This is a genomic window from Moorena sp. SIO3H5, assembly GCF_010692395.1.
GTDB lineage: Bacteria > Cyanobacteriota > Cyanobacteriia > Cyanobacteriales > Coleofasciculaceae > Moorena.
In genome coordinates, this window is record NZ_JAAHHS010000061.1 from 8,240 (window position 1) to 27,937 (window position 19,698).

Annotated in this window: 16 protein-coding genes and 2 pseudogenes; 13 read left to right on the forward strand and 5 right to left on the reverse strand. The window is 40.4% G+C overall.

From position 1 onward, the window contains the following. Nucleotides 1-52 precede the first annotated feature (52 nt). The 8 genes from F6K52_RS09640 to F6K52_RS09675 all read left to right on the forward strand — a co-directional run bounded on the left by F6K52_RS09640 (nucleotide 53) and on the right by F6K52_RS09675 (nucleotide 9,120). The gene (locus tag F6K52_RS09640; RefSeq protein WP_293076794.1) at nucleotides 53-430 is read left to right on the forward strand and encodes an ectoine synthase; all 378 of its coding nucleotides are present in this window, start codon (nucleotides 53-55) and stop codon (nucleotides 428-430) included. 171 nt (nucleotides 431-601) lie between these two features. Continuing rightward, nucleotides 602-979: an ectoine synthase gene (locus tag F6K52_RS09645; protein WP_293076794.1), complete on the forward strand. Its 378-nt coding sequence runs from the start codon at nucleotides 602-604 to the stop codon at nucleotides 977-979. A gap of 251 nt (nucleotides 980-1,230) precedes the next feature. Further along, nucleotides 1,231-1,602 (forward strand): hypothetical protein, encoded by a 372-nt coding sequence (locus F6K52_RS09650; RefSeq protein ID WP_293076796.1) that lies wholly within the window; start codon nucleotides 1,231-1,233, stop codon nucleotides 1,600-1,602. Between the two features lie 409 nt (nucleotides 1,603-2,011). Then, nucleotides 2,012-3,238, forward strand: coding sequence for a spondin domain-containing protein (locus tag F6K52_RS09655; protein WP_293076798.1), 1,227 nt, complete (start codon nucleotides 2,012-2,014; stop codon nucleotides 3,236-3,238). Nucleotides 3,239-3,797: 559 nt separating this feature from the next. Then, nucleotides 3,798-4,736, forward strand: a complete 939-nt coding sequence (locus tag F6K52_RS09660) for a GNAT family N-acetyltransferase (RefSeq protein ID WP_293076800.1) — start codon at nucleotides 3,798-3,800, stop codon at nucleotides 4,734-4,736. Between the two features lie 60 nt (nucleotides 4,737-4,796). Beyond that, the gene (locus tag F6K52_RS09665) at nucleotides 4,797-6,596 is read left to right on the forward strand and encodes a tryptophan 7-halogenase (RefSeq protein WP_293076802.1); all 1,800 of its coding nucleotides are present in this window, start codon (nucleotides 4,797-4,799) and stop codon (nucleotides 6,594-6,596) included. Nucleotides 6,597-7,197: 601 nt separating this feature from the next. Continuing rightward, nucleotides 7,198-8,280, forward strand: a complete 1,083-nt coding sequence (locus tag F6K52_RS09670) for a sulfite exporter TauE/SafE family protein (RefSeq protein ID WP_293076804.1) — start codon at nucleotides 7,198-7,200, stop codon at nucleotides 8,278-8,280. 183 nt (nucleotides 8,281-8,463) lie between these two features. Further along, nucleotides 8,464-9,120 (forward strand): NAD(P)H-dependent oxidoreductase, encoded by a 657-nt coding sequence (locus F6K52_RS09675; RefSeq protein ID WP_293076806.1) that lies wholly within the window; start codon nucleotides 8,464-8,466, stop codon nucleotides 9,118-9,120. Nucleotides 9,121-9,796: 676 nt separating this feature from the next. Here the strand turns inward: F6K52_RS09675 and F6K52_RS09680 are convergent. After that, a pseudogene (locus tag F6K52_RS09680) lies at nucleotides 9,797-10,369 on the reverse strand (Uma2 family endonuclease). A 552-nt stretch (nucleotides 10,370-10,921) separates the two neighbouring features. Here F6K52_RS09680 and F6K52_RS09685 point away from each other — a divergent pair. The 3 genes from F6K52_RS09685 to F6K52_RS09695 all read left to right on the forward strand — a co-directional run bounded on the left by F6K52_RS09685 (nucleotide 10,922) and on the right by F6K52_RS09695 (nucleotide 13,770). Continuing rightward, nucleotides 10,922-13,117, forward strand: coding sequence for a transglycosylase SLT domain-containing protein (locus F6K52_RS09685; RefSeq protein WP_293076808.1), 2,196 nt, complete (start codon nucleotides 10,922-10,924; stop codon nucleotides 13,115-13,117). A 115-nt stretch (nucleotides 13,118-13,232) separates the two neighbouring features. Further along, on the forward strand, nucleotides 13,233-13,358 hold the full coding sequence (locus F6K52_RS09690; RefSeq protein WP_293076810.1) for a hypothetical protein: 126 nt from the start codon (nucleotides 13,233-13,235) through the stop codon (nucleotides 13,356-13,358). Beyond that, nucleotides 13,351-13,770, forward strand: coding sequence for a PPC domain-containing DNA-binding protein (locus F6K52_RS09695; RefSeq protein WP_293076812.1), 420 nt, complete (start codon nucleotides 13,351-13,353; stop codon nucleotides 13,768-13,770). Before F6K52_RS09690 ends, F6K52_RS09695 begins: the two co-directional genes overlap by 8 nt. An 80-nt stretch (nucleotides 13,771-13,850) precedes the next feature. On the opposite strand, the gene F6K52_RS09700 is transcribed toward F6K52_RS09695, so the two are convergent. Further along, nucleotides 13,851-14,486: a hypothetical protein gene (locus tag F6K52_RS09700; protein WP_293076814.1), complete on the reverse strand. Its 636-nt coding sequence runs from the start codon at nucleotides 14,484-14,486 to the stop codon at nucleotides 13,851-13,853. A 338-nt stretch (nucleotides 14,487-14,824) separates the two neighbouring features. On the opposite strand from F6K52_RS09700, the gene F6K52_RS09705 reads away from it, so the two are divergent. Beyond that, nucleotides 14,825-15,895, forward strand: coding sequence for an IS630 family transposase (locus F6K52_RS09705; RefSeq protein ID WP_293076816.1), 1,071 nt, complete (start codon nucleotides 14,825-14,827; stop codon nucleotides 15,893-15,895). A gap of 78 nt (nucleotides 15,896-15,973) precedes the next feature. Here the strand turns inward: F6K52_RS09705 and F6K52_RS09710 are convergent, their stop codons facing one another. After that, entirely contained in the window at nucleotides 15,974-17,005 is a 1,032-nt protein-coding gene (locus F6K52_RS09710) for a PfkB family carbohydrate kinase (protein WP_293076818.1), read from the reverse strand. Between the two features lie 241 nt (nucleotides 17,006-17,246). On the opposite strand from F6K52_RS09710, the gene F6K52_RS09715 reads away from it, so the two are divergent. Beyond that, nucleotides 17,247-17,798 carry a PEP-CTERM sorting domain-containing protein gene (locus F6K52_RS09715; protein WP_293076820.1) on the forward strand — a complete coding sequence of 184 codons (552 nt, stop codon included), beginning with the start codon at nucleotides 17,247-17,249 and terminating at the stop codon, nucleotides 17,796-17,798. Nucleotides 17,799-18,220: 422 nt separating this feature from the next. On the opposite strand, the gene F6K52_RS09720 is transcribed toward F6K52_RS09715, so the two are convergent. Together F6K52_RS09720 and F6K52_RS09725 are read right to left on the reverse strand one after the other, a co-directional pair. After that, entirely contained in the window at nucleotides 18,221-19,159 is a 939-nt protein-coding gene (locus F6K52_RS09720) for a glycosyltransferase family 2 protein (RefSeq protein WP_293076822.1), read from the reverse strand. A gap of 337 nt (nucleotides 19,160-19,496) precedes the next feature. Beyond that, nucleotides 19,497-19,698: pseudogene (locus F6K52_RS09725) on the reverse strand (pentapeptide repeat-containing protein); the annotation flags it as partial.

The window sequence follows — 19,698 nt, forward strand, 5'->3', positions numbered from 1 at the left end:
TAACGTAATTGACATCAAACTAACGATTTTTAGCTAATAGGAGACTATTGAAATGATTGTGAATGAATTGGAAAAAATTATTAACACCGAAAGGGATATTGAATGGGGCAATGGTAGAAGTCGTAGATTCTTGATTGAAAAAGATACCATGGGATATTCCCTTACTGACACCACTGTTACTGCCAATACAGAGTCTTTACTGGAATACAAAAATCATAAAGAAACTTGCTACTGTATTGAAGGAGAAGGTGAAGTAGAAGCAGATGGTGTTATCTATCCCATAAAACCGGGAACTATGTATGCTCTCGATCAGCATGATAAGCATTACCTACGGGCTAAGACTAATTTGCGCCTCGTATGTGTTTTCACACCACCTTTAAAGGGTCATGAGTCCCACAACCTGAAAAATAATGTTGCTTCAGAATACTAAGGGGGTTGTAATTTTGCCTAAGTTATTATAAGTTATTAAATGAAGGCAGAAGGCAATTGAATGGGAATTACAACCCCAAATAGCTTAAGATATCGTCATCGTTATATTCAAACAACTGGTAACGTAATTGACATCAAACTAACGATTTTTAGCTAATAGGAGACTATTGAAATGATTGTGAATGAATTGGAAAAAATTATTAACACCGAAAGGGATATTGAATGGGGCAATGGTAGAAGTCGTAGATTCTTGATTGAAAAAGATACCATGGGATATTCCCTTACTGACACCACTGTTACTGCCAATACAGAGTCTTTACTGGAATACAAAAATCATAAAGAAACTTGCTACTGTATTGAAGGAGAAGGTGAAGTAGAAGCAGATGGTGTTATCTATCCCATAAAACCGGGAACTATGTATGCTCTCGATCAGCATGATAAGCATTACCTACGGGCTAAGACTAATTTGCGCCTCGTATGTGTTTTCACACCACCTTTAAAGGGTCATGAGTCCCACAACCTGAAAAATAATGTTGCTTCAGAATACTAAGGGGGTTGTAATTTTACCTAAGTTCTTATAAGTCATTAAATGAAGGCAGAAGGCAATTGAATGGGAATTTCAACCCCAACTAATTGTGGATACCTTACACAAGCTGGGGTTTGAAAGCCTAATGGCGGAAGGCAAGAAGTCTAAATTTAATACCAGTCTTTCCCGCTCAAGCCTCTGCCCTATAACTTTTGCCTTCCACTGAAGGCGGATGAAGGCAATTTTGACAAACTTGAGAAATAGAGGAGAATAATATGTCTGAGACGATTTCAATTGGTGGCACTGCCAACATTAGGGCAATTGACGAATCAAACTTTTCAGTGGCAATGACAGGAGTTTTTGATGGTGGTGTCTACGCCAAAGTAACTGGGTCAGAAGATTTGCCCGATGGTAAGAAAAAATATGACTTAAAACACTACTTTGTGACCAATGATGGCAGCTATCTCTATACTGATGATACATCAATACATACACCAGTTGAGGACAACTTATATATGGCTCAAACCGAATACAATATTGTCGAAGCTGGCGGTAAATTTAAGGGTCTAAAAGGTTCCTTTAAAAGCTGGGGAGCCATGGACTACAGTCGGGGGGTTGGTGTTCTCTGCTTTGAAGGAGAAATTTAGGATCGCCCGCAACTGACACATTTTTTATGCTAGGGTGTGTGACAATTGAATAAATATTGTAGGTAGTAATAAAACTTGTAGTGTCACCCACCATTTTGATTTCTGTTGCGAACTGTGCTGTGAATGCTTTTCCCATAGATGGACAAAATCTATGTCATAGTAATTCTGAACAATGCTTAAAAAATAGCGGCCTATGCAATCACGGATGGGCGTTCCAAAAGCAATTACCGCTAGCGCTAATAAAGAATGCCAGGATTTTTTATATTCTTGATAAGAGGGGTGATGCATACAATGATCCAGCAATTGATGAACCGGTTCAATAAAAAATATCAAAACTTAACTAGTTAAACAAAAAAGTTTAAGTTTTGCTTTATAAATTATCCCAATTGTGTTGATTAGGAGATTAATTATGGATAATCAATTAAACTTAAAAATCACTGTCGAGAATCTAGCACCAAGAAATGGTACCTTGTTTAGTCCACTCTGGTTTGGTATTCATGATGGTAGATTTGATACATTTGACTTGAATTCCCCTGCATCAATAGCTATTGAGAGATTAGCTGAAGACGGTAATGCTGAATACCTGATGGAAGATTTTAACGATACAGAAGGTGGGTTTGCCCAAGGGTTAATTGGGACAACTCCAGATCCCTTCCTAGATTTATTCCCAGGCGATATCGTGTCAACGATAGTTTCTATTGACAATAGTATTCCTGGTAGTAAGTATTTTAGCTACGCTTCGATGATCCTTCCTAGCAATGATGCTTTTTTCGGTAACGAAAATGCTATCGAACATCAGATATTTGACGATGCAGGTAATTTTGTTCCTACTAGCTTTATCATTTCTGGAACTGAAATTTTGGATGCTGGTACCGAAGTGAATGACGAAGATAGATTTAATGCAGTAGGCGTTGGCCCAGTTCCTTTAATTGATTTTCAACCAAACACTGGTATCGATGAAAAAGGTGTGATCATCCAGCATCCTGGTTTTATTCCCGATGGCAATATTTTATCTCCAAAGGATGTGGAGAATGCTGTCCCAACTAGCTCCGCCGATTTTACAGTTCCAAACTATCCGATTGCGTTAATTACCATCACTGAAGTTGATGATACAACCAGTGAAGATGATGATATCTTGGGACAAGTTTTTGGTTCTGAAGACGATGATTTATTCAAGGTTGGGATAACTCCTGGCTTTGATGGAGATGGAGACTTCGTGTTTGGTAGTTCTGGCGACGACATTTTTGATGTGACAAATGCCAGTGGTAACAACCTTCTGGAGGGCGGAAAAGACAACGACCTTTTCTTCCTTGGTCGAAATAACCGTATTATTGCTGGAGATGGAGATGATACAATATTTGTTAGTACCGGAAGTGGGAACGTTATTACTGGTGGACCTGGGACTGATTCCTTCTGGATTGCTATCAGTTCTTTGCCAGAGGGAGTTAACACCATCACCGACTTTGAATTAGAAGTGGATGTGCTAGGTATTGGCGATCTAGATTTACAATTTAGCGATTTGAGTTTAACTCAAGATGGAACTAACACTGTAATTAGTACTGAAACTCAAGACTTAGCAATTCTACTAGGAGTTCAGTCAAATAATTTGAGTGAAGCTAACTTTGTTTTTGTATAAGTGGGTATTGTTAAGTTTCATCAAAAAAGATGCATCATGTTTTTCCTTACAGTCAGCTAACAAATAGTTTACCATAGGTTGGTTGAGGATTTACAACTTCCGCTGTTCGGTAAGGGCAGGCTTATTGATTACAAAATACTGGACATAACACCAGACAAATTGCTGTCATCGCCTGCCCCTTTTTTGAGATTTTCGGAATGTAAATACAGGGCTTTGTAGCTCCTAATCATGAAAATTAATCCTGAAAAAGTCTATTTAGATTTTAGATATTAGTACTTCCGTATTTACCCAACAATATCTGTATGATGGCATGTGGCATGTTTTTCAGTCTAATTGGGAACTTACCCAGTCGGAGCTCGGCAAAAGATGGCTGAATTTCTCGAATAAAATTTGTATAATGAGGCTCCTATTCAGCTAAAATATCCGGTTATCAGTTATACTATTACTGAAGACAATCAAGATTTCGTGTTTGATGGTTATGGCTCTGAATTAGGATTATTTTGATAGGGAAATAAAGGATAAAAATATTACTTAATAAATTGGGGAAAAAATAAAATTTATGTACGTTGATATTCGCACACTTCGCAAAGATGAACTAGTACTTGCCGATCAAGTTTTTCGAGAGGCTTTTAGTGCTTTAACAGAGCCTTATGGTTCGAGTAATTATGGAGTAGACATAACATACATGAACCGCTGGTTTAATAACCCAAAGACTGCTTTTGGAGCTGAAGTCGATGGACAGCTAGTTGGAGTCAATTTTGCGATTAACTGGGGAAGCTTTGGACTTTTTGGACCGTTAGCAGTCCATCCAGATTTTTGGGGTCATAAAATCGCTCAACAATTAATTGAACCAGCGATGGAATGTCTAAAACAGTGGCAGATTGAGCAGTCAGGTTTTTTTACTCGTTCCAACAGCCCTAAGCATCTCTATTTATATCAGAAGTATGGATTCTACCCTCGGTTTTTGACAGCAATTATGTCAAAAGTACCTATAAAAAAAGCTAAAAATTTACAAGGATTTAGATATTCAAAAATTTCTGAAAACCAACGTTTAGAGTGCCTTAAAGCCAGCCGCGAATTAGTTGGTGATTTCCATGATGGGCTAGATATAGAGATTGAAATTCGTGTTGTTGAAAAGCAAAATTTAGGGGAAACAATCTTTTTTTTCGATGAAAAAGGTCTAATGGGTTTTGCTATTTGCCACTATGGTAAAGACACCGAAGCTGGAAGCGAAACCTGTTATATCAAGTTTGGAGCGAGCCGTTTGGGAGAAAAAGCCGAACAAAATTTTAAGCAGTTATTAGAGGGTTGTGAAACATTAAGCTTACTAGAGGGCGCATCGCGCTTAGTTGGTGGCATCAACATGGCACGTCAAGAAGCCTACCAACAAATGCTAGCCTTTGGATTTAAAATTAACAGATTAGGTGTAGCTATGCACTATTTAAATAAACCGGCTTTTAACCGACCTGGTATTTATGTAATAGACGATTGGCGTTAGCAAATCTCTATCTAAAAAGTTAATTACTTCAAAATTTTTTTACTAAATAAGGAGACTAAAATGCTCAGATCTTTTGATAACGTTGAGTCCTTTAATTTAAAAACTACATACGATGTAGTTATTTGTGGTGGAGGTTTAGCCGGAATGACTCTAGCACGACAGTTAAAGCTAGAAATGTCGGATATCTCAATTTTAGTTATTGACAGATTAGCTAAACCTTTACCTATTTCAGCCTTTAAGGTTGGAGAGTCAACTGTTGAAATAGGTACTAACTACTTAACAGAAACTCTAGATCTAAAGGACTATTTTAATCAGCATCATATGCAAAAACTCGGACTAAGATTTTTTCTAGGTAAATCACATAAACCTTTAAATGAGCGACCAGAAATTGGGGTAGCAAGTTTTAAATTGTTTAACTCAAAATTTACCTATCATATGGATCGTGGTTTACTAGAAAATGATTTACGAGAGTTTAATTTGGAAGCTGGCATAGACTTGCTAGAACATGGCTCGGTGCAAAGTATAAATCTGAATGATTCGAAAGATTTTCACTCTATTGTCTGCAAGCAATTAGACACAAAAAAAATACATACATTTAAAGCTCGTTGGGTAGTAGATGCAATGGGTAGGCGTCGGTTTTTGCAAAAGAAATTGGGTTTAGAAAAATCCACTTTTCAAGATAGAAGTGCGGTCTGGTTTCGTATTAACGAACGTGTTGATGTGAGCGATCTAGTTCCTTTAACTAACTCACAATGGCATAATCGTGTTCCTAACAATATCCGTTATTACTCCGCTAATCATTTAGTAGGAGAAGGTTACTGGGTCTGGTTAATTCCTCTGCCCTCCGGATACACAAGTATTGGTATTGTTACTAGCGATAGGGTTCATAATTTTAAGGAATATAGTACCTACGAAAAAGCCTGTAATTGGTTACAAAAACATGAACCAATCTTAGCCGAACAGATAAAAGACCGACAGCCTGCAGATTTCATGAAAATGCCAAAATATAGTTACTCATCAACTCAGGTTTTTTCTTTCAATCGTTGGACTTGTGTAGGAGAAGCAGGAGCCTTCCCCGATCCTTTGTATTCACCTGGAACAGATATGATTGCTTTGGGGAATACCTTAACGACCGAACTGATTAAACTTGACCTTAGTGGGAAGTTGAATCAAAAAATGGTAGACCACGCTAATCGATTTTACTTAAAGACTAATGACAATGTGACAACAAGTATCGGAGGATCTTATCAGCTTTTGGGTAAAAGTCCTGTGTTATTTTTAATGCAGTATATTTGGAAGGCAATGTTTTCCTGGGCAACTGTAACACCACTGATTTTTAACTCCGTATTTTTAGACCCAGATAGAATGGAAAAATTTGATGGTGTTCTTGAGGAATTTTCATCCTTAGCACATCAGGTTGAGCAATTGTTTAAAGACTGGTCAAACAAACCTACTCATAGACTTTCCTTTGAATTTATAGATTATTTAGGAATGTTGCCTTTTGTTAACCAATTTCGTTCAAACTTGTTTTTTAAAAAGACCGATCTACAGCTTATTGACGACTACATAGCCAATTTAAAAATACTTGAGGAACTGGCTCAAGTAATATTTTTGTTGGCACTAGAGGATACTATGCCCAATAAACTAACCATGTTTTCAGAGCCGGTTTGGTTAAACGCCTGGGCTATTAGCTTAGATGTGGACACCTGGGAAGGTAATGGTCTTTTTAAACCCAAATCACAACCCCGTGATTTACATAGAGTTATGAAACCTTTGAAGGATAATATTCAATTGATTTCAAATCAATCTGTTTCTAAGAGTAACCAAAAAATTTATGCTGTCAATACCGTTATGGCATAAAAAATCAGCGTAGATAAAAAAGGATTGCTAATATATAGCAATCCTAAATCAGTTGTAAAATCTGCAAAATATAAAATCATTGCTGGGCAAGGGTTATAGCGATAGCTTTGGCCAAAAGGCCACGCTGGCCTACGGCCTCAGCTTCCGCGCTTATGCGATGGCTCGAAGAGCCCGCTAAAGCGCGATCGGCCACTATATTTCACGAATCAAATAGGATTGCTATAGCGTTTATGGAGTAACTGAGGTACACTTCACCTGCCTACTGCCTTCAAGGGAGAACAGGTCATAGCTCATTAATTTGAGAATTGCTCTATCTCTTTTGGATTTGGCAGCATAGTTGCTTCAAGACAACTGTAGCTCAAAGGGCAGGACTAGCGCTCGCCCTTTGAATTGGCATGACCGCGCCACCTATCCCACATTAATTTGACGCACTAACATTTAATGCAGTATGGATCTAAACAGAATTAATTATATTCATAATCTAACTGAAACCCAGACTATATAAGCTTTTGCTGTAGCTTTAGTATGTCAATAATTTTGTATGAATACTAACCAAGTAATAAACATATATAATGCCATTTTTTTACGTTAATCTAGTTGTATGTATCAGCAAAAAAATCGTATAAATTCAAAAAAAAAAATCAATAACTATATCTATAAAAACTTAGGTTTTTATAGATATAAGCTTCAATTTAATCCACTTATATTTTCCTTGTTTACTAGCTTATTTTGCGCTATCGCTACATGGAGTATATGGTTATTTGCAGTTAGTCCTAGTCGAGTACTTTCTCTGTTTGAAGCTAACTGGGAGATAGCTTCAACTATGATTTTTGGGTCTATGGTTGCTGGTAGCACCAGTATGGGCGGAGGAGCAGTCGCCTTTCCGGTTTTGACCAAAGTGCTTCAATTATCTCCACACGATGCCAAGGTTTTTTCTTTAGCAATTCAAAGTGTTGGTATGAGTGCGGCGTCATTGACCATTATGGCAATGAGAACTAAGGTTGAATGGCGATTCATATTTTGGGCAAGCCTTGGAGGAATTCCAGGTATTTTTTTCAGCTCAAGTTTTTTGGCTGTCCTTTTGCCTTCAGAAGCTATTAAGATTTCTTTCACGATGATGATCAGCAGTTTTGCAGTTGTTTTGTTCGCTTCCAATCGAACTAAAAGAAGACGAAACTTGGCTATCCATTTTTGGGGAAGTAGGGAACGAGTTATTTCACTAATAACAGGACTGATAGGAGGAATAATCAGCGGATTAGTGGGTAGCGGTATGGACATTTTTTGTTTTTCGATAATGGTTTTATTGTTTGGATTATGTGAAAAAATTAGTACCCCAACTTCAGTCATTTTGATGGCTATTAATGCCATAGCAGGTTTGATACTTCATAAATATATTATTAGTGATTTTGGAGAGCCAATAATTAATTATTGGCTGACGGCAGTTCCTGTAGTTGTAATCGGGGCTCCGACAGGGGCAATAATAGGGAGTTTATTGAAGCGGAAAACTATTGTAAATATAGTTATAGGACTTATATTTATCGAGCTGGTAAGTTCTTTAATCTTGATTCCTATCAATGTTGTCTCGATCGGTTTTTCTATGTTTGTATTTGTTATGTTCTGTTCGATTTATTACTGGATGTACCAAAGTCTTGGTAACCAAGGCAGTTCCAATGAAAAAAAATAACCGCCATGAATGAAAATATGCTAACTTCCAAGATCCGACTGATACAAGCTTTGAAACCGGTGAAACTTTTGAAGGATACAATGGTAGTATCAAGTCTAGTGAGTATTTGATTTTGAGCCATGAACCGGTATTATTGGCTTTGAAGGTAAAATTTGAAGGTAAAATTTGTAAAGGGGAATTTTAATGAAAACACTACTCCATATTGATGCTAGTGCGCGAACTAACAGATCTCTAAGTAGGGAACTGTCAGCTCGTTTTATAAAAGAATGGAAAACAAAACGTCCTAATGATTGCATTATTAGACGAGATGTCGGTATAAAACCACCTCCAGCAACAACGGAGGCTTGGATTGATGCTGCATTCACTGATGAAGCCAATCGCAGTTACGAACAACGTCAAGAACTAAAACTATCCGATCTGTTAATTAATGAATTAGTTCAATCCGACATTATTGTGATTGGCACTCCTATGTACAACTACGGAATGCCTGTCAGTTTAAAAGCCTGGATCGATCAAGTGATAAGAGTGAATAAAACATTTAGCTTTGATCTATCTCGTGGCGAGCATCCAATTAAACCAATTCAAAGTGGTAAAACTTTGGTAATTCTCAGTGCTAGTGGTGAAGGAGGCTTTTTATCCGAGCAGCAAAATGCTAATGATAACTATCTTCATCCGCATATAATTAAGTGTTTTGAACTTCTTGGTGTTGAGAATCACCATATTATCGCAATTGAATATCAAGAATTTGGGGATGCTCGCCATAGTAAATCTCTAGAAGATGCACACAATGCCGTACCCAACCTAGTAGAAAATTTAACTACTTATATTCATGATTTATGAACAATCAAAAAGAGATTTTTTATCAGATTAATACCGGAATTTAGACTCAAACTTTTCCAGGGGATACCCAACAACTAACAACAAGGGGAGCAGGTCAAAGTTGCCGAACATAAGCTAATGTACATTTAAATTGGTTATTCCCCGTTATCTGATCCGAAGTTCCCCGTTCCCTTTGAGGAATTTAGGTATCCCAATCTCAATGCGTTACAGCTTATGAACTATAGCATTCGAAGTAAAGGTTAAGACATATTTCTGCTCCGTTCGCGTAGCGTGGCATACGGCCTTAGTCCCTACTCCAAAGCTCCCTTTAAACCAAAATACTCTGTCCCAAACTATACTTCGGTTGCTATATTTACTATCAGAGCAAGCTAAAATACCTGAGGGGGCTATAGCTTGAGTACAAATGCTAAGCATAAGTGACTTGCTCCTGCAACATTGTCTTGATGCTCGCATTTGTTACATTTATATCTTTGTTTCCCTCTGTGATGACCCTATTGATGAGTTTTGTTGCTATGACATACGCGGGCATTGCATAGTTTTATTTTTAGTACACCATTCCTTGGTCAGCAACGCCGTTTTAGCCCTGCTAATAGCTAATCGCTGTCGTTGGTTTCAAGGGGAGTCTGATTCTGGTTACTGAAAGCCTACACTCACCCGTTAGGGTAGTTTAGGATAGTCACAAAAACACAATCTGCAGCTGCAACTCAAAACCAGGAAGTAAATGCGATCGCAGTATATCTCCAGGAAACAGTGTCTCGACTAAGGTAAGCTTGGCAGTTTGTCGCCGATAAACCTCAAGTTTAGTAGTGCGCCAATTCACAATCCAGTATTCCCGAACCCCCCGCACTGAGTAGAGTTTCAGTTTTACCTCTCGGTCACGACGCTCGTTTTGAGTTCCTGGTGATAAAGATTCTATGATCAGGTCTGGCGCTTCAGTTAAATGGCCTGCTTCATCCAGCATCTGTGGCAAGCGATTCTTGTCGGAAACCCAGACAGCATCCGGTTCCACAGCATTTTATTGGTCAAAAACAATACCTGGAACTAGCACAGCTTCACCATAGCCCTTATCACTTAAAGACCAGGAATCAAGGGCATTGTATAGTCTTCCCACCACCTTGTTGTGGTTCCAATGGGGGGATCTGGTCACAAACAGGTCTCCATCGATAACTTCATATCTATTACCGTCCTCTGGTAACAGATCTAGGTCTGCAGTAGTGAATCGAATCTGATCAACGGTGGTTTTAGTCATGACTTGTTCTCAAGTTCACTCTTGTGATCAACTACCAACTCTGATTACTTGACTACTATGACTAATTCAGAACTATCAGAAACGCTATATCTTGAACAAGCAAACACAATAGCAATCCTAAATCAATTCTGATAAGTTTTTTTCCCTACTCCCTACTCCCTACTCCCTACTCCCTACTCCCTACTCCCTATTCCCTTCCCTAAATAACAAAATTATAGGTTATCCTACCATAAATCATCACAATTTAAAGGTAACCTAGTTCAAAGATGGGGGATAGAGCGCGCTAAGGGTGGCAAAAATGTGCCTCATCAGGGTTAAAAAAATATAGTTATCATAATAGTTATTATAGTTATCTAATTATCTACTTATTGCTGGCTTCGTGCTCTGTTAAGTCTGACTAATTCTGACCAAATCTGACTACGTCCGGTTCCAGGTTCTTAGCCAAGAACTTTATATTATGGTTTATAACTCAAGAGGGAAACCAGATTACCCTGGTGATGGGTCATATTCTAAGAGACTTTCAACTGCAGCAACTGTGTTGGGTGAGGATTTATGTTAAAAGAGCGTAGACAGCAATTTCTGTTATTGGCTGGAGCCATAGTGTTATTGGTATCAGTGTGCCTGGGAGCTGTATTCTTAGGTGTCACCGTAGCGAATCAACTAGAGGAAAAGGAGGAAAACAAGACTGCCAGCCAAGGGTTAACGGAGTCAACAGGCAAATCCGCTGTAGCACGGCTGGTTTCCCTGCCACCTCAACAACGAGCAACTAACCTAGATGCCTTTGCCTCAGGTCCGAAGTCTCGGGAACAGTATCGCGCCCGTTATCTGTTGGCATCGGATTTAATTCAACAAAATCAGCCAGAACAAGCCCTAAAGCATCTCGAAGGACTTGAGTCAGATTATCCGGTTTTAGCATCCCACGTTGCCCTCAAACGTGCTCAAGCTTACCAAGCCATGGGGGATAGCGCTAAGGCTACAGGAGTTTGGCAAACTATCCTGAAAAAGTACCCCAACCAAGCAGTGGCAGCAGAAGCCCTTTATCATCTAGGCAAATCTAATCCTAAACACTGGGACGATGCGATCGCAAAATTTCCCAGCCATCCCCGTACTCTAGAAATTGTCCGACAGCGCCTCAAAAACAATCCCAACCAACTCCCATTACTATTAATCTTAGCCAAGCACACTCCTAAAGCCTTAGGAATGCAGGAGATCCGAGACCGGATCGTTGAGAAGTACCCTGAGCAACTCACCCCGGAAGACTGGGAAATGATTGGCACTGGTTACTGGGAAACCTGGAAATATGGCAAAGCTGGTAAAGCCTACGCCCAAGCCCCCCGTACTCCCCGCAATCTCTACCGGGCTGGTCGAGGGCTTCATTTAGATACAAAAGCCAGCAAAGGCAAAGTCTTTTATGAACAGTTAATCAGCGCCTATCCCAATGCCCAAGAAACCGGATTAGCCTTAAGGCGTCTTGCTAGTATCTCTAAGCCACCAGAAGCCTTAGCCTATCTGGATCAAGTCATCCAGAATTATCCCGATGAAGCTCCTCAAGCCTTGCTCGACAAAGCCAAAATCCTAGAAAAGCTCAACAGCAAAGTGTCTGCTGGCCAAGCTCGTAAGTCGGTATTGACCCAATATGCGAGTTCTGATGCTGCGGCTAATTATCGTTGGCAAATGGCTCAAAAAAAAGCAGCAAAAGGCCAGCTACAACAAGCATGGCAATGGGCGCAACCGATTACCACCAACAATCCCGATAGTGACATTGCTGCCCAAGCTGGCTTCTGGGTAGGTAGATGGGCAAGTAAGCTGGGGCGTCCTAATGATGCCAAAGCTGCCTTTGAGCATGTACTGGCTCGTTATCCAGAATCCTACTATGCATGGCGGTCGGCCAACTATTTAGGCTGGAATGTAGGGGACTTCACCTCCGTGCGCTACTTAATGCCAAAAGTGGTCAGACCCCAAGCTAGACCTTTACTAAAAGACGGTTCTGGAACCCTAAAAGAACTGCACCAACTTGGTCAAGATTACGATGCTTGGGCTCTGTGGCAAGTGGAATTAGGAAACCGCAAGGAACTAAGTGTCTCGGAGCAATTTACTGATGGTTTATTGCGCCTAGGGATTGGGGATAATCTCAAAGGCATTAACCAAGTCTGGAGCCTAAAACGACGAGAAACTCCCCAAGAACAAGCCGAATGGGCAGCACTGCGTGACCAACCAAAATACTGGCATGCTCTATTTCCCTTCCCTTTCGAAAATTCAATTCTTAACTGGTCTGGTCAACGGGAGCTTAATCCCTTACTCGTAACTGCCCTAATTCGCCAAGAGTCTAGATTTGAACCAGAAATCCGTTCCGTTGCTGGTGCCATGGGTTTAATGCAAGTGATGCCAGCAACAGGTAGTTGGGTTGCCCAAAAAATCCAGTTGAAAGAATACAATCTTAAAAACCCTGATGACAACATTAAATTGGGGACATGGTATCTAAGCTTTACCCACCAACAGAACAGTAACAACTCCCTATTAGCCGTTGCCAGTTACAATGCCGGTCCCGGTAATGTATCTAAATGGGTGAATAGATACGGTTTTAGTGACCCCGACGCCTTTATTGAAAAAATCCCCTTTCGAGAAACCAAAGGTTACGTGAAAACAGTGTTTGGTAATTATTGGAATTATTTGCGACTCTATAATCCTGATATTTCCCGGATGGTAGAAGCTCACGCTGCTAATAAATCCGTAGCATCATCTAATTAACTTTAGGGAGTAGGGAGTAGGGAGTAGGGAGTAGGGAGTAGGGAAGTGTGGGGAGATGGGGAGATGGGGAGATTAGGACATTAATAGAAGCAGCAAAAGCTTTTGTAGTAAACTTTTGCCTCTTGCCTCTTGCCTCTTGCCTATTGCCTTCCCCTCCTGGGAGGGGTTAGGGGTGGGTTCCTCTGTTCCCTGTTCCCGATTCCCGATTCCCGATTCCCTGTTCCCTTTGCTATATGATTGAAGCCTTTGCGATTAGGATAGAACCGGATCAGGATTTAAAAGTTAGCTTAATCAATGTTGTCAAAAAAAATACTATTCAAGCTGGTTTTATATTGACAGCCGTTGGTAGTCTCAAACAAGCCAACCTTCGATTCGCTAATCAAAATACCAGCCAATTATTTATCGAAAAATTCGAGATAGTGTCTTTAGTTGGAACTCTATCGATCCACGGTGTACATTTACACATTTCCCTTGGTGATAAAAATGGTAAAGTTATCGGTGGTCACCTAGCTGAAGATTGTATCATCTATACAACAGCCGAGATAGTAATCGGAACCAGTGAAGAATTTAGTTTTCTGAGAACACTCGATCAAAAAACTGGCTATAAAGAACTGGAAGTTCGGCATAAAAATAGGGTAATTAGTAATGACTAATGAGTAGTGTAATTACCCATTAGTCATGACCGATTACCCATTAACAACAAAACCTGAAACTATAAAGACTACTGAAACAATTAAACCCGTTTTGAGCAGTTTTTTACTAATGAACTAGTCCCCAAAGCAGCTAATCCTAAGAAACCTAACAGTGATGTGGTTTCAGGAACAGGGGCAGGCTGAACATCAATACCTTGGGTACCTGCTTGAAATAGACTGGTTACATCAATACCATTGGCATCAATTGCCGAGCTAACGGTAACTGCTAAGTCAGGCAATCCATCATTCTTAAACCCAGGAAGTACTTCGTAAGTTGCCCCAACTATCTCTAGGGTAGAGTTTGGAGAAACTCCAACTGCATCACTACGTTGAAAAAGTACTGTCGGTATCCCAAACGGTGGGTTTTCTACTGGGCTCCCGGTAAATTCTGAAAAGGCAGCTACATCTGCATCTGTCCTAAATACGTCTAGAGTAAGAAGCTCAGTAGGATCTTGTTGAAAAAGAAGGTCTAATGACTGTAAATTAGCAGTGAGACCGCTAGTATCTAAAGTGAAAAAGACATCAATGGTGTCACCAACATTGACTTCAAGGTCATTGATGGCATCTTGGTCTAATTGCGACCCAATCGGAGTGAATGATACGGAGGCTCCATAAGCTGGAGTAACTGCGATAGCTCCCAGGAATACTAAAGAAGCACTAATGTGAGTTAATTTCATCGATTTTGATATAAAAAACTACTACCAATAGTTAATCAAACATTCCTAGATTTGATTTTTAAGAGTCAGTAAAGTTAGCTAAAAGATTAAGTGATGAAAGAAAAAACTTAAGCATATGCGCTACGCGCACGCGTGCGCGTTCAGCCGTCAGCTGTCAGCTGTCAGCCTAATGCTTAAAATAAACCTCAGGAGAATTTAATAGTTCGAGATGAATCAGAGTTGAAAGTCTGAGGAAAATCCCATCTAACCATATGCCCTACGCACACGCTAAGGGAACAGTAGTTAGGGGTGATACCAAATCCGGTTATAATAGACTGAATACACAATCAGAATGTGAAATGCCCAAAAAAGCTTATTTAGCTGACCATCTGAGTAATGGTGAACTGAAAAAAAGATACAGAGCAAGTCTTGACCCTGTAGAAGCAAGAAGATGGCATTTGTTATGGAAAATTTCTCTAGGGTGGACAATAAAAAATGCAGCTGCTGCTGTAGGTATTAACTATCAGTATGCTTTTAAAATTCTTAAGAAATATAATGAATTGGGAGAAGAAGGAGTCCAAAATCTTAAGAAAAAAAGTGTTAAACATCCCAGAGGAAAAAAGCCATTATTAACTGAAAAACAGTTCCAAGAATTAACAGTTCAACTCAAAAAAAGACCACCGGATGGGGGAATATGGACTGGCCCAAAAGTAGCTAGATGGATTGAAACTATAACCGGAATTGAAAAAGTTTGGAATCAAAGGGGGTGGGATTACTTAAAAAAGTCAAAATATTCTTGGCAGAAACCCAGACCAAAACATCGGAAAGGAGACCCGATTGAACAAAAAAAATTTAAAGATAATTTTCCTTTAACAGTCCAACAATTACGAACACAATTTTCCGATGCTCAGATAGAGGTATGGTTTTTTGATGAACACAGAGTTGGATTAAAACCAATTATCAAAAAAATCTGGGCTCCTATCGGAGAAAGACCTACAGCAGTAGTACACCATCGTTATGAGTGGTTATATGTTTATGGATTTGTTGAACCAAAAACGGGGAAAACTCTCTGTTATTTAATACCAAGAGTTAACAATCAATGGTTAAGCTTAGTCTATCAAGCTTTCGCTGAAGATGTGGGAGTTAATCCCGAAAAAATAATTATTTTAGTAGAAGACAATGCCGGATGGCATCGAAGTCAAAAAGTAAAAATACCAGAGGGAATAATTGTAAAATTTCTTCCTCCTTACTCTCCGGAACTACAACCAGCAGAGAGATTGTGGTCTTTGATAGATGAACCTCTGGTAAATGAATCTTTTAAAACTATAGATGAAATTGAAGAACGTTTAGTAACTCGTTGTCAACTCCTTCACACTATGACCTCAGAGATTAAAAATTTAACTAATTATCATTGGTTAACTTATGACTAACGTTTATAAGCTTTTATAAACCGGATTTAGTATGAGCCTTTGGCTGATAGCTGACGGCTGATAGCTGAATGCTTACGTTTATACTTCAACCTCCAACAATCCCTGTAAAGCCTCTTTCATCTCATCCTGACTAGTGGTGGCTGTCCCAAACTGGCGCACCACAATGCTAGCGGCCAAATTACCCAAAACCGCTGCTTCCCAGTAAGAAGCCCCCAGACACAAGCTCAAGGTCAGGGCTGCGACGACTGTATCCCCAGCACCAGTTACATCAAATACATCGGTGCGATTAAACGCTGGGATATGCTCCACCTTACCATCACGACCAAACAAACTCATGCCCTGTTCACCACGAGTAATCAGAATTTCTTCCCCTTGAGTCAGTGCCAACAAATCTCTACCAGCTCTCAACAAATCCTCAAAACTCTTAATCCCATAGCCCACTGCTCGCTCCGCTTCTGGCAGATTGGGAGTAAAAACTCTAGCCCCATGATAACGGTCCAGATTCTTCTGAGTATCTACAATGGTGCGGTCGTGAGACAAAACCGCTTCAATCACTGGTGGTGTAAACACACCATCTCCGTAATCAGAACAAACCACAGCATCCACCTGACCTAAATACTGTTGTACTTGTGCTGCCAACTCTAACTGCATATCTCGGTCGGGCAATTCATCGGACTTGCGGTCTATTCGCACAATCTGCTGAGTCACCGACTGACGGGCATGACCAGCAATCCGGCTTTTGGTCACAGTTGGTCGGTCTGGATCAATCACGATCGCACTAGTATCAATCCCCACCTCCTCAAACATCGTCCGCAGCACTTGCCCTTGAGGATCCTTACTCAAAAACCCAGCTACCTTAACCTCTGCTCCCAGCTTAGCCAGATTATACACAGCATTTGCCCCACCACCAGGAGTTTGACGAGTGGTTTCATGACGTATTATTAATACTGGAGCCTCTCGTGAAATTCGTTCCACTTCACCTGTGAGAAACTCATCAAGAGTTAAATCACCAACCACTAGTACTTTAGATTGCTTAAAACTATCAATTAGCTCAAACAAACGGGGAGCTGAAGCAGCTAGTTGAGTTTTGAAAGACGCAAATTCAATCATAGAGCAAAGGGAGTCGGGAGTAGGGAGTCGGGAGTAGGGAGTAGGTAGCGATGCGACTCCCTATTCCCTATTCTCTATTGGTATAGTATCAACCGTTATGCACAATAGCATTTAATTATTTTTCAGTAAAGTTTATTTAAACCTTCTGTAATGTTGCTTAAGTATTATGAGCCTTGGTATAGACTTAATTTGGTTACCTAATTTAAAGTAATATCAACAACTAATTTACAGGGTTCAATTAATGTTTAAAGGACAAAGTATCTGCCACTTAGCACTACTCACTACTGGTGCGGCTTTAAGCGTAGCAGTTATTGAAACTAATCCTGCCCAAGCTATTACCATTACCTATGAGTTTTCAACAGAAGAATTTTCCGGTAAGTTCAGCTATGATGACGCCAATGAAACCATTAGTGAATTTTTTGCTAATTTTCCTGATGTTCCAGTGATAAAATCAACTTATCCGGTAGATGAGATTGAGTTTTTTTTCAAAAATAAAACCTATACCAAAGTAGATTCAACCATAGAGCCTATGTGGTCAACATTCACAGGTTTTGCAGAGGGTGCGCAATTACGTTGGAGTACAGAAGATTTTAGTTTTAGTGGTGCTAATAGTCCGGCTGGGGGTTTTCCAGAGTTTTTTACTGTGTTCGAGGTAGATGGAGAATTTGTAGACACAGTGGGTTTTAGGCGGGTAGAAAATGAACCACCAGCAAGTGTACCTGAACCTGGCACGGTGATAGGACTTACTCTTTTAGGTTTAGGCTGGCTCTCACAGAAAAAGATAGCATCTTAGCCAAAGGTATAGAAAAAACAGGCGTTGCTCTTGGAATGGAATGATTTTAAGAATAATGGAATGATTTTAAGAGTTTTGTGGAACTGGCATCTTGGTGGAACTGGCATCTTGCCAGTTTCATGCTTATTTTCGGGCGGACAGGATGCCCACTCTACTGCTATTAATTATTTTCGGGCGGGCAGGATGCCCACTCTACTGCTATTAATTATTTTCGGGCGGGCAGGATGCCCACTCTACTGCTATTAATTATTTTCGGGCGGGCAGGATGCCCACTCTACTGCTATTAATTATTTTCGGGCGGGCAGGATGCCCACTCTACTGCTATTAATTATTGTCGGGTGGGCAGGATGCCCACTCTACTCCTTTTCATTCCTTGACTGACGCAACGCCAAAAAACCTAAACATATGCTGATAGCTGATAGTCATTCCGACCCAAACCCCCTCACTTCTGATAAAACATACAATGGTCTTCCTTTAACTTCTTCATAAATCCGTCCTACATATTCCCCCAAAATACCAATAGATACTAACTGCACTGCTCCCAAAAAGAAAATTGCAATCATAATAGTGGCAAACCCAGTCACAGGAGAATTCGGTTCAAAAATTCGCCAGTAAAGCACTAACCCTGCCATCAATAGCGCGATCGCTGTTGCTAATAATCCCAAATAAGTAGCGATTCGCAATGGCACTTTAGAAAAAGAAACCAGTGCATCTACTGCTAGGGCTAAGGATTTACGAATGGTGTACTTGATCTCACCAGCAAAACGGGGGTCACGTACATAGGAAACAGAGGTTTGCCGCAACCCTACCCAAGAGCGCAATCCCCGCACGTAACGGTTTCGTTCTGGCATGGTATTGAGTACATCAACCACCCGTCGATCCATTAAACAAAAGTCCCCCGTATCTAAGGGAATCTCGACATTGGCTAGACGGCGCAGTAAGCGATAAAATAGGTAAGCCGGAAAACGCTTTAACCAACTTTCACGACGTCTCTGGGTGCGCTGAGCATAGACAATTTGATAACCCTGCTGCCATTTTTCCACTAGCACTGGGATGACCTCTGGTGGGTCTTGTAAATCAGCATCTAGGACAATAATCCCTTGACCCCGTACAAAATTTAGACCGGCAGTGACAGCAATTTGATGACCAAAGTTACGGGAAAGACTTAGGTAACATACCCTTGGGTCTTTTTGATGAAGGTCTCGCATCAGCTCTAGAGAGCGATCGCAACTGCCATCATTAACTAGAATTAACTCCACCTCCCCTAACTGATCCATTACTGTACTGATGCGTCGATACAGTTCTGAAATACTGTTTTCCTCGTTATATACAGGAATAACCAGGGAATAGGTTGGGTTCATCGTTTGTTGAAGGTTGCAGGTTTAAGGTTAGAGGTTGAAGGTTACAGGTTGAAGGTTACAGGTTACAGGTTGAAGGTTACAGGTGGTAAGTTACAGGTTGCAGGTTCTAGGTTAAAGGTGGCAAGTTGCAGCTTTTCTATAAAACCTTCAACCTTGGCCAAAAGGCCACGCGTGCGCGTTCAAGCCGATTCAACCTTGGCCAAAAGGCCACGCGTGCGCGTTCAACCCGATTCAACCTTCAACCTTAAAACTTAACAACCTTAAAACTTAACAACTTTCAACCCGATTCAACCTTGGCCAAAAGGCCACGCGTGCGCGTTCAACCCGATTCAACCTTCTAGCGCCCTAATTTATTAGGAATTCCCTGACAACCACCCGGGATTGTTTTTCTTGACTTTTCACCGGACCAAGCACAGCAGTAGTAGTGCTGCTTTTCATCCATCCGCTGGATACCAGTGAAGTTAACATTTTCCACTACTGCACCAGTGTAAGCTCCAGTGCGATAGTCAGGGGGATGGGTACGACTGCGGGGACTGGCA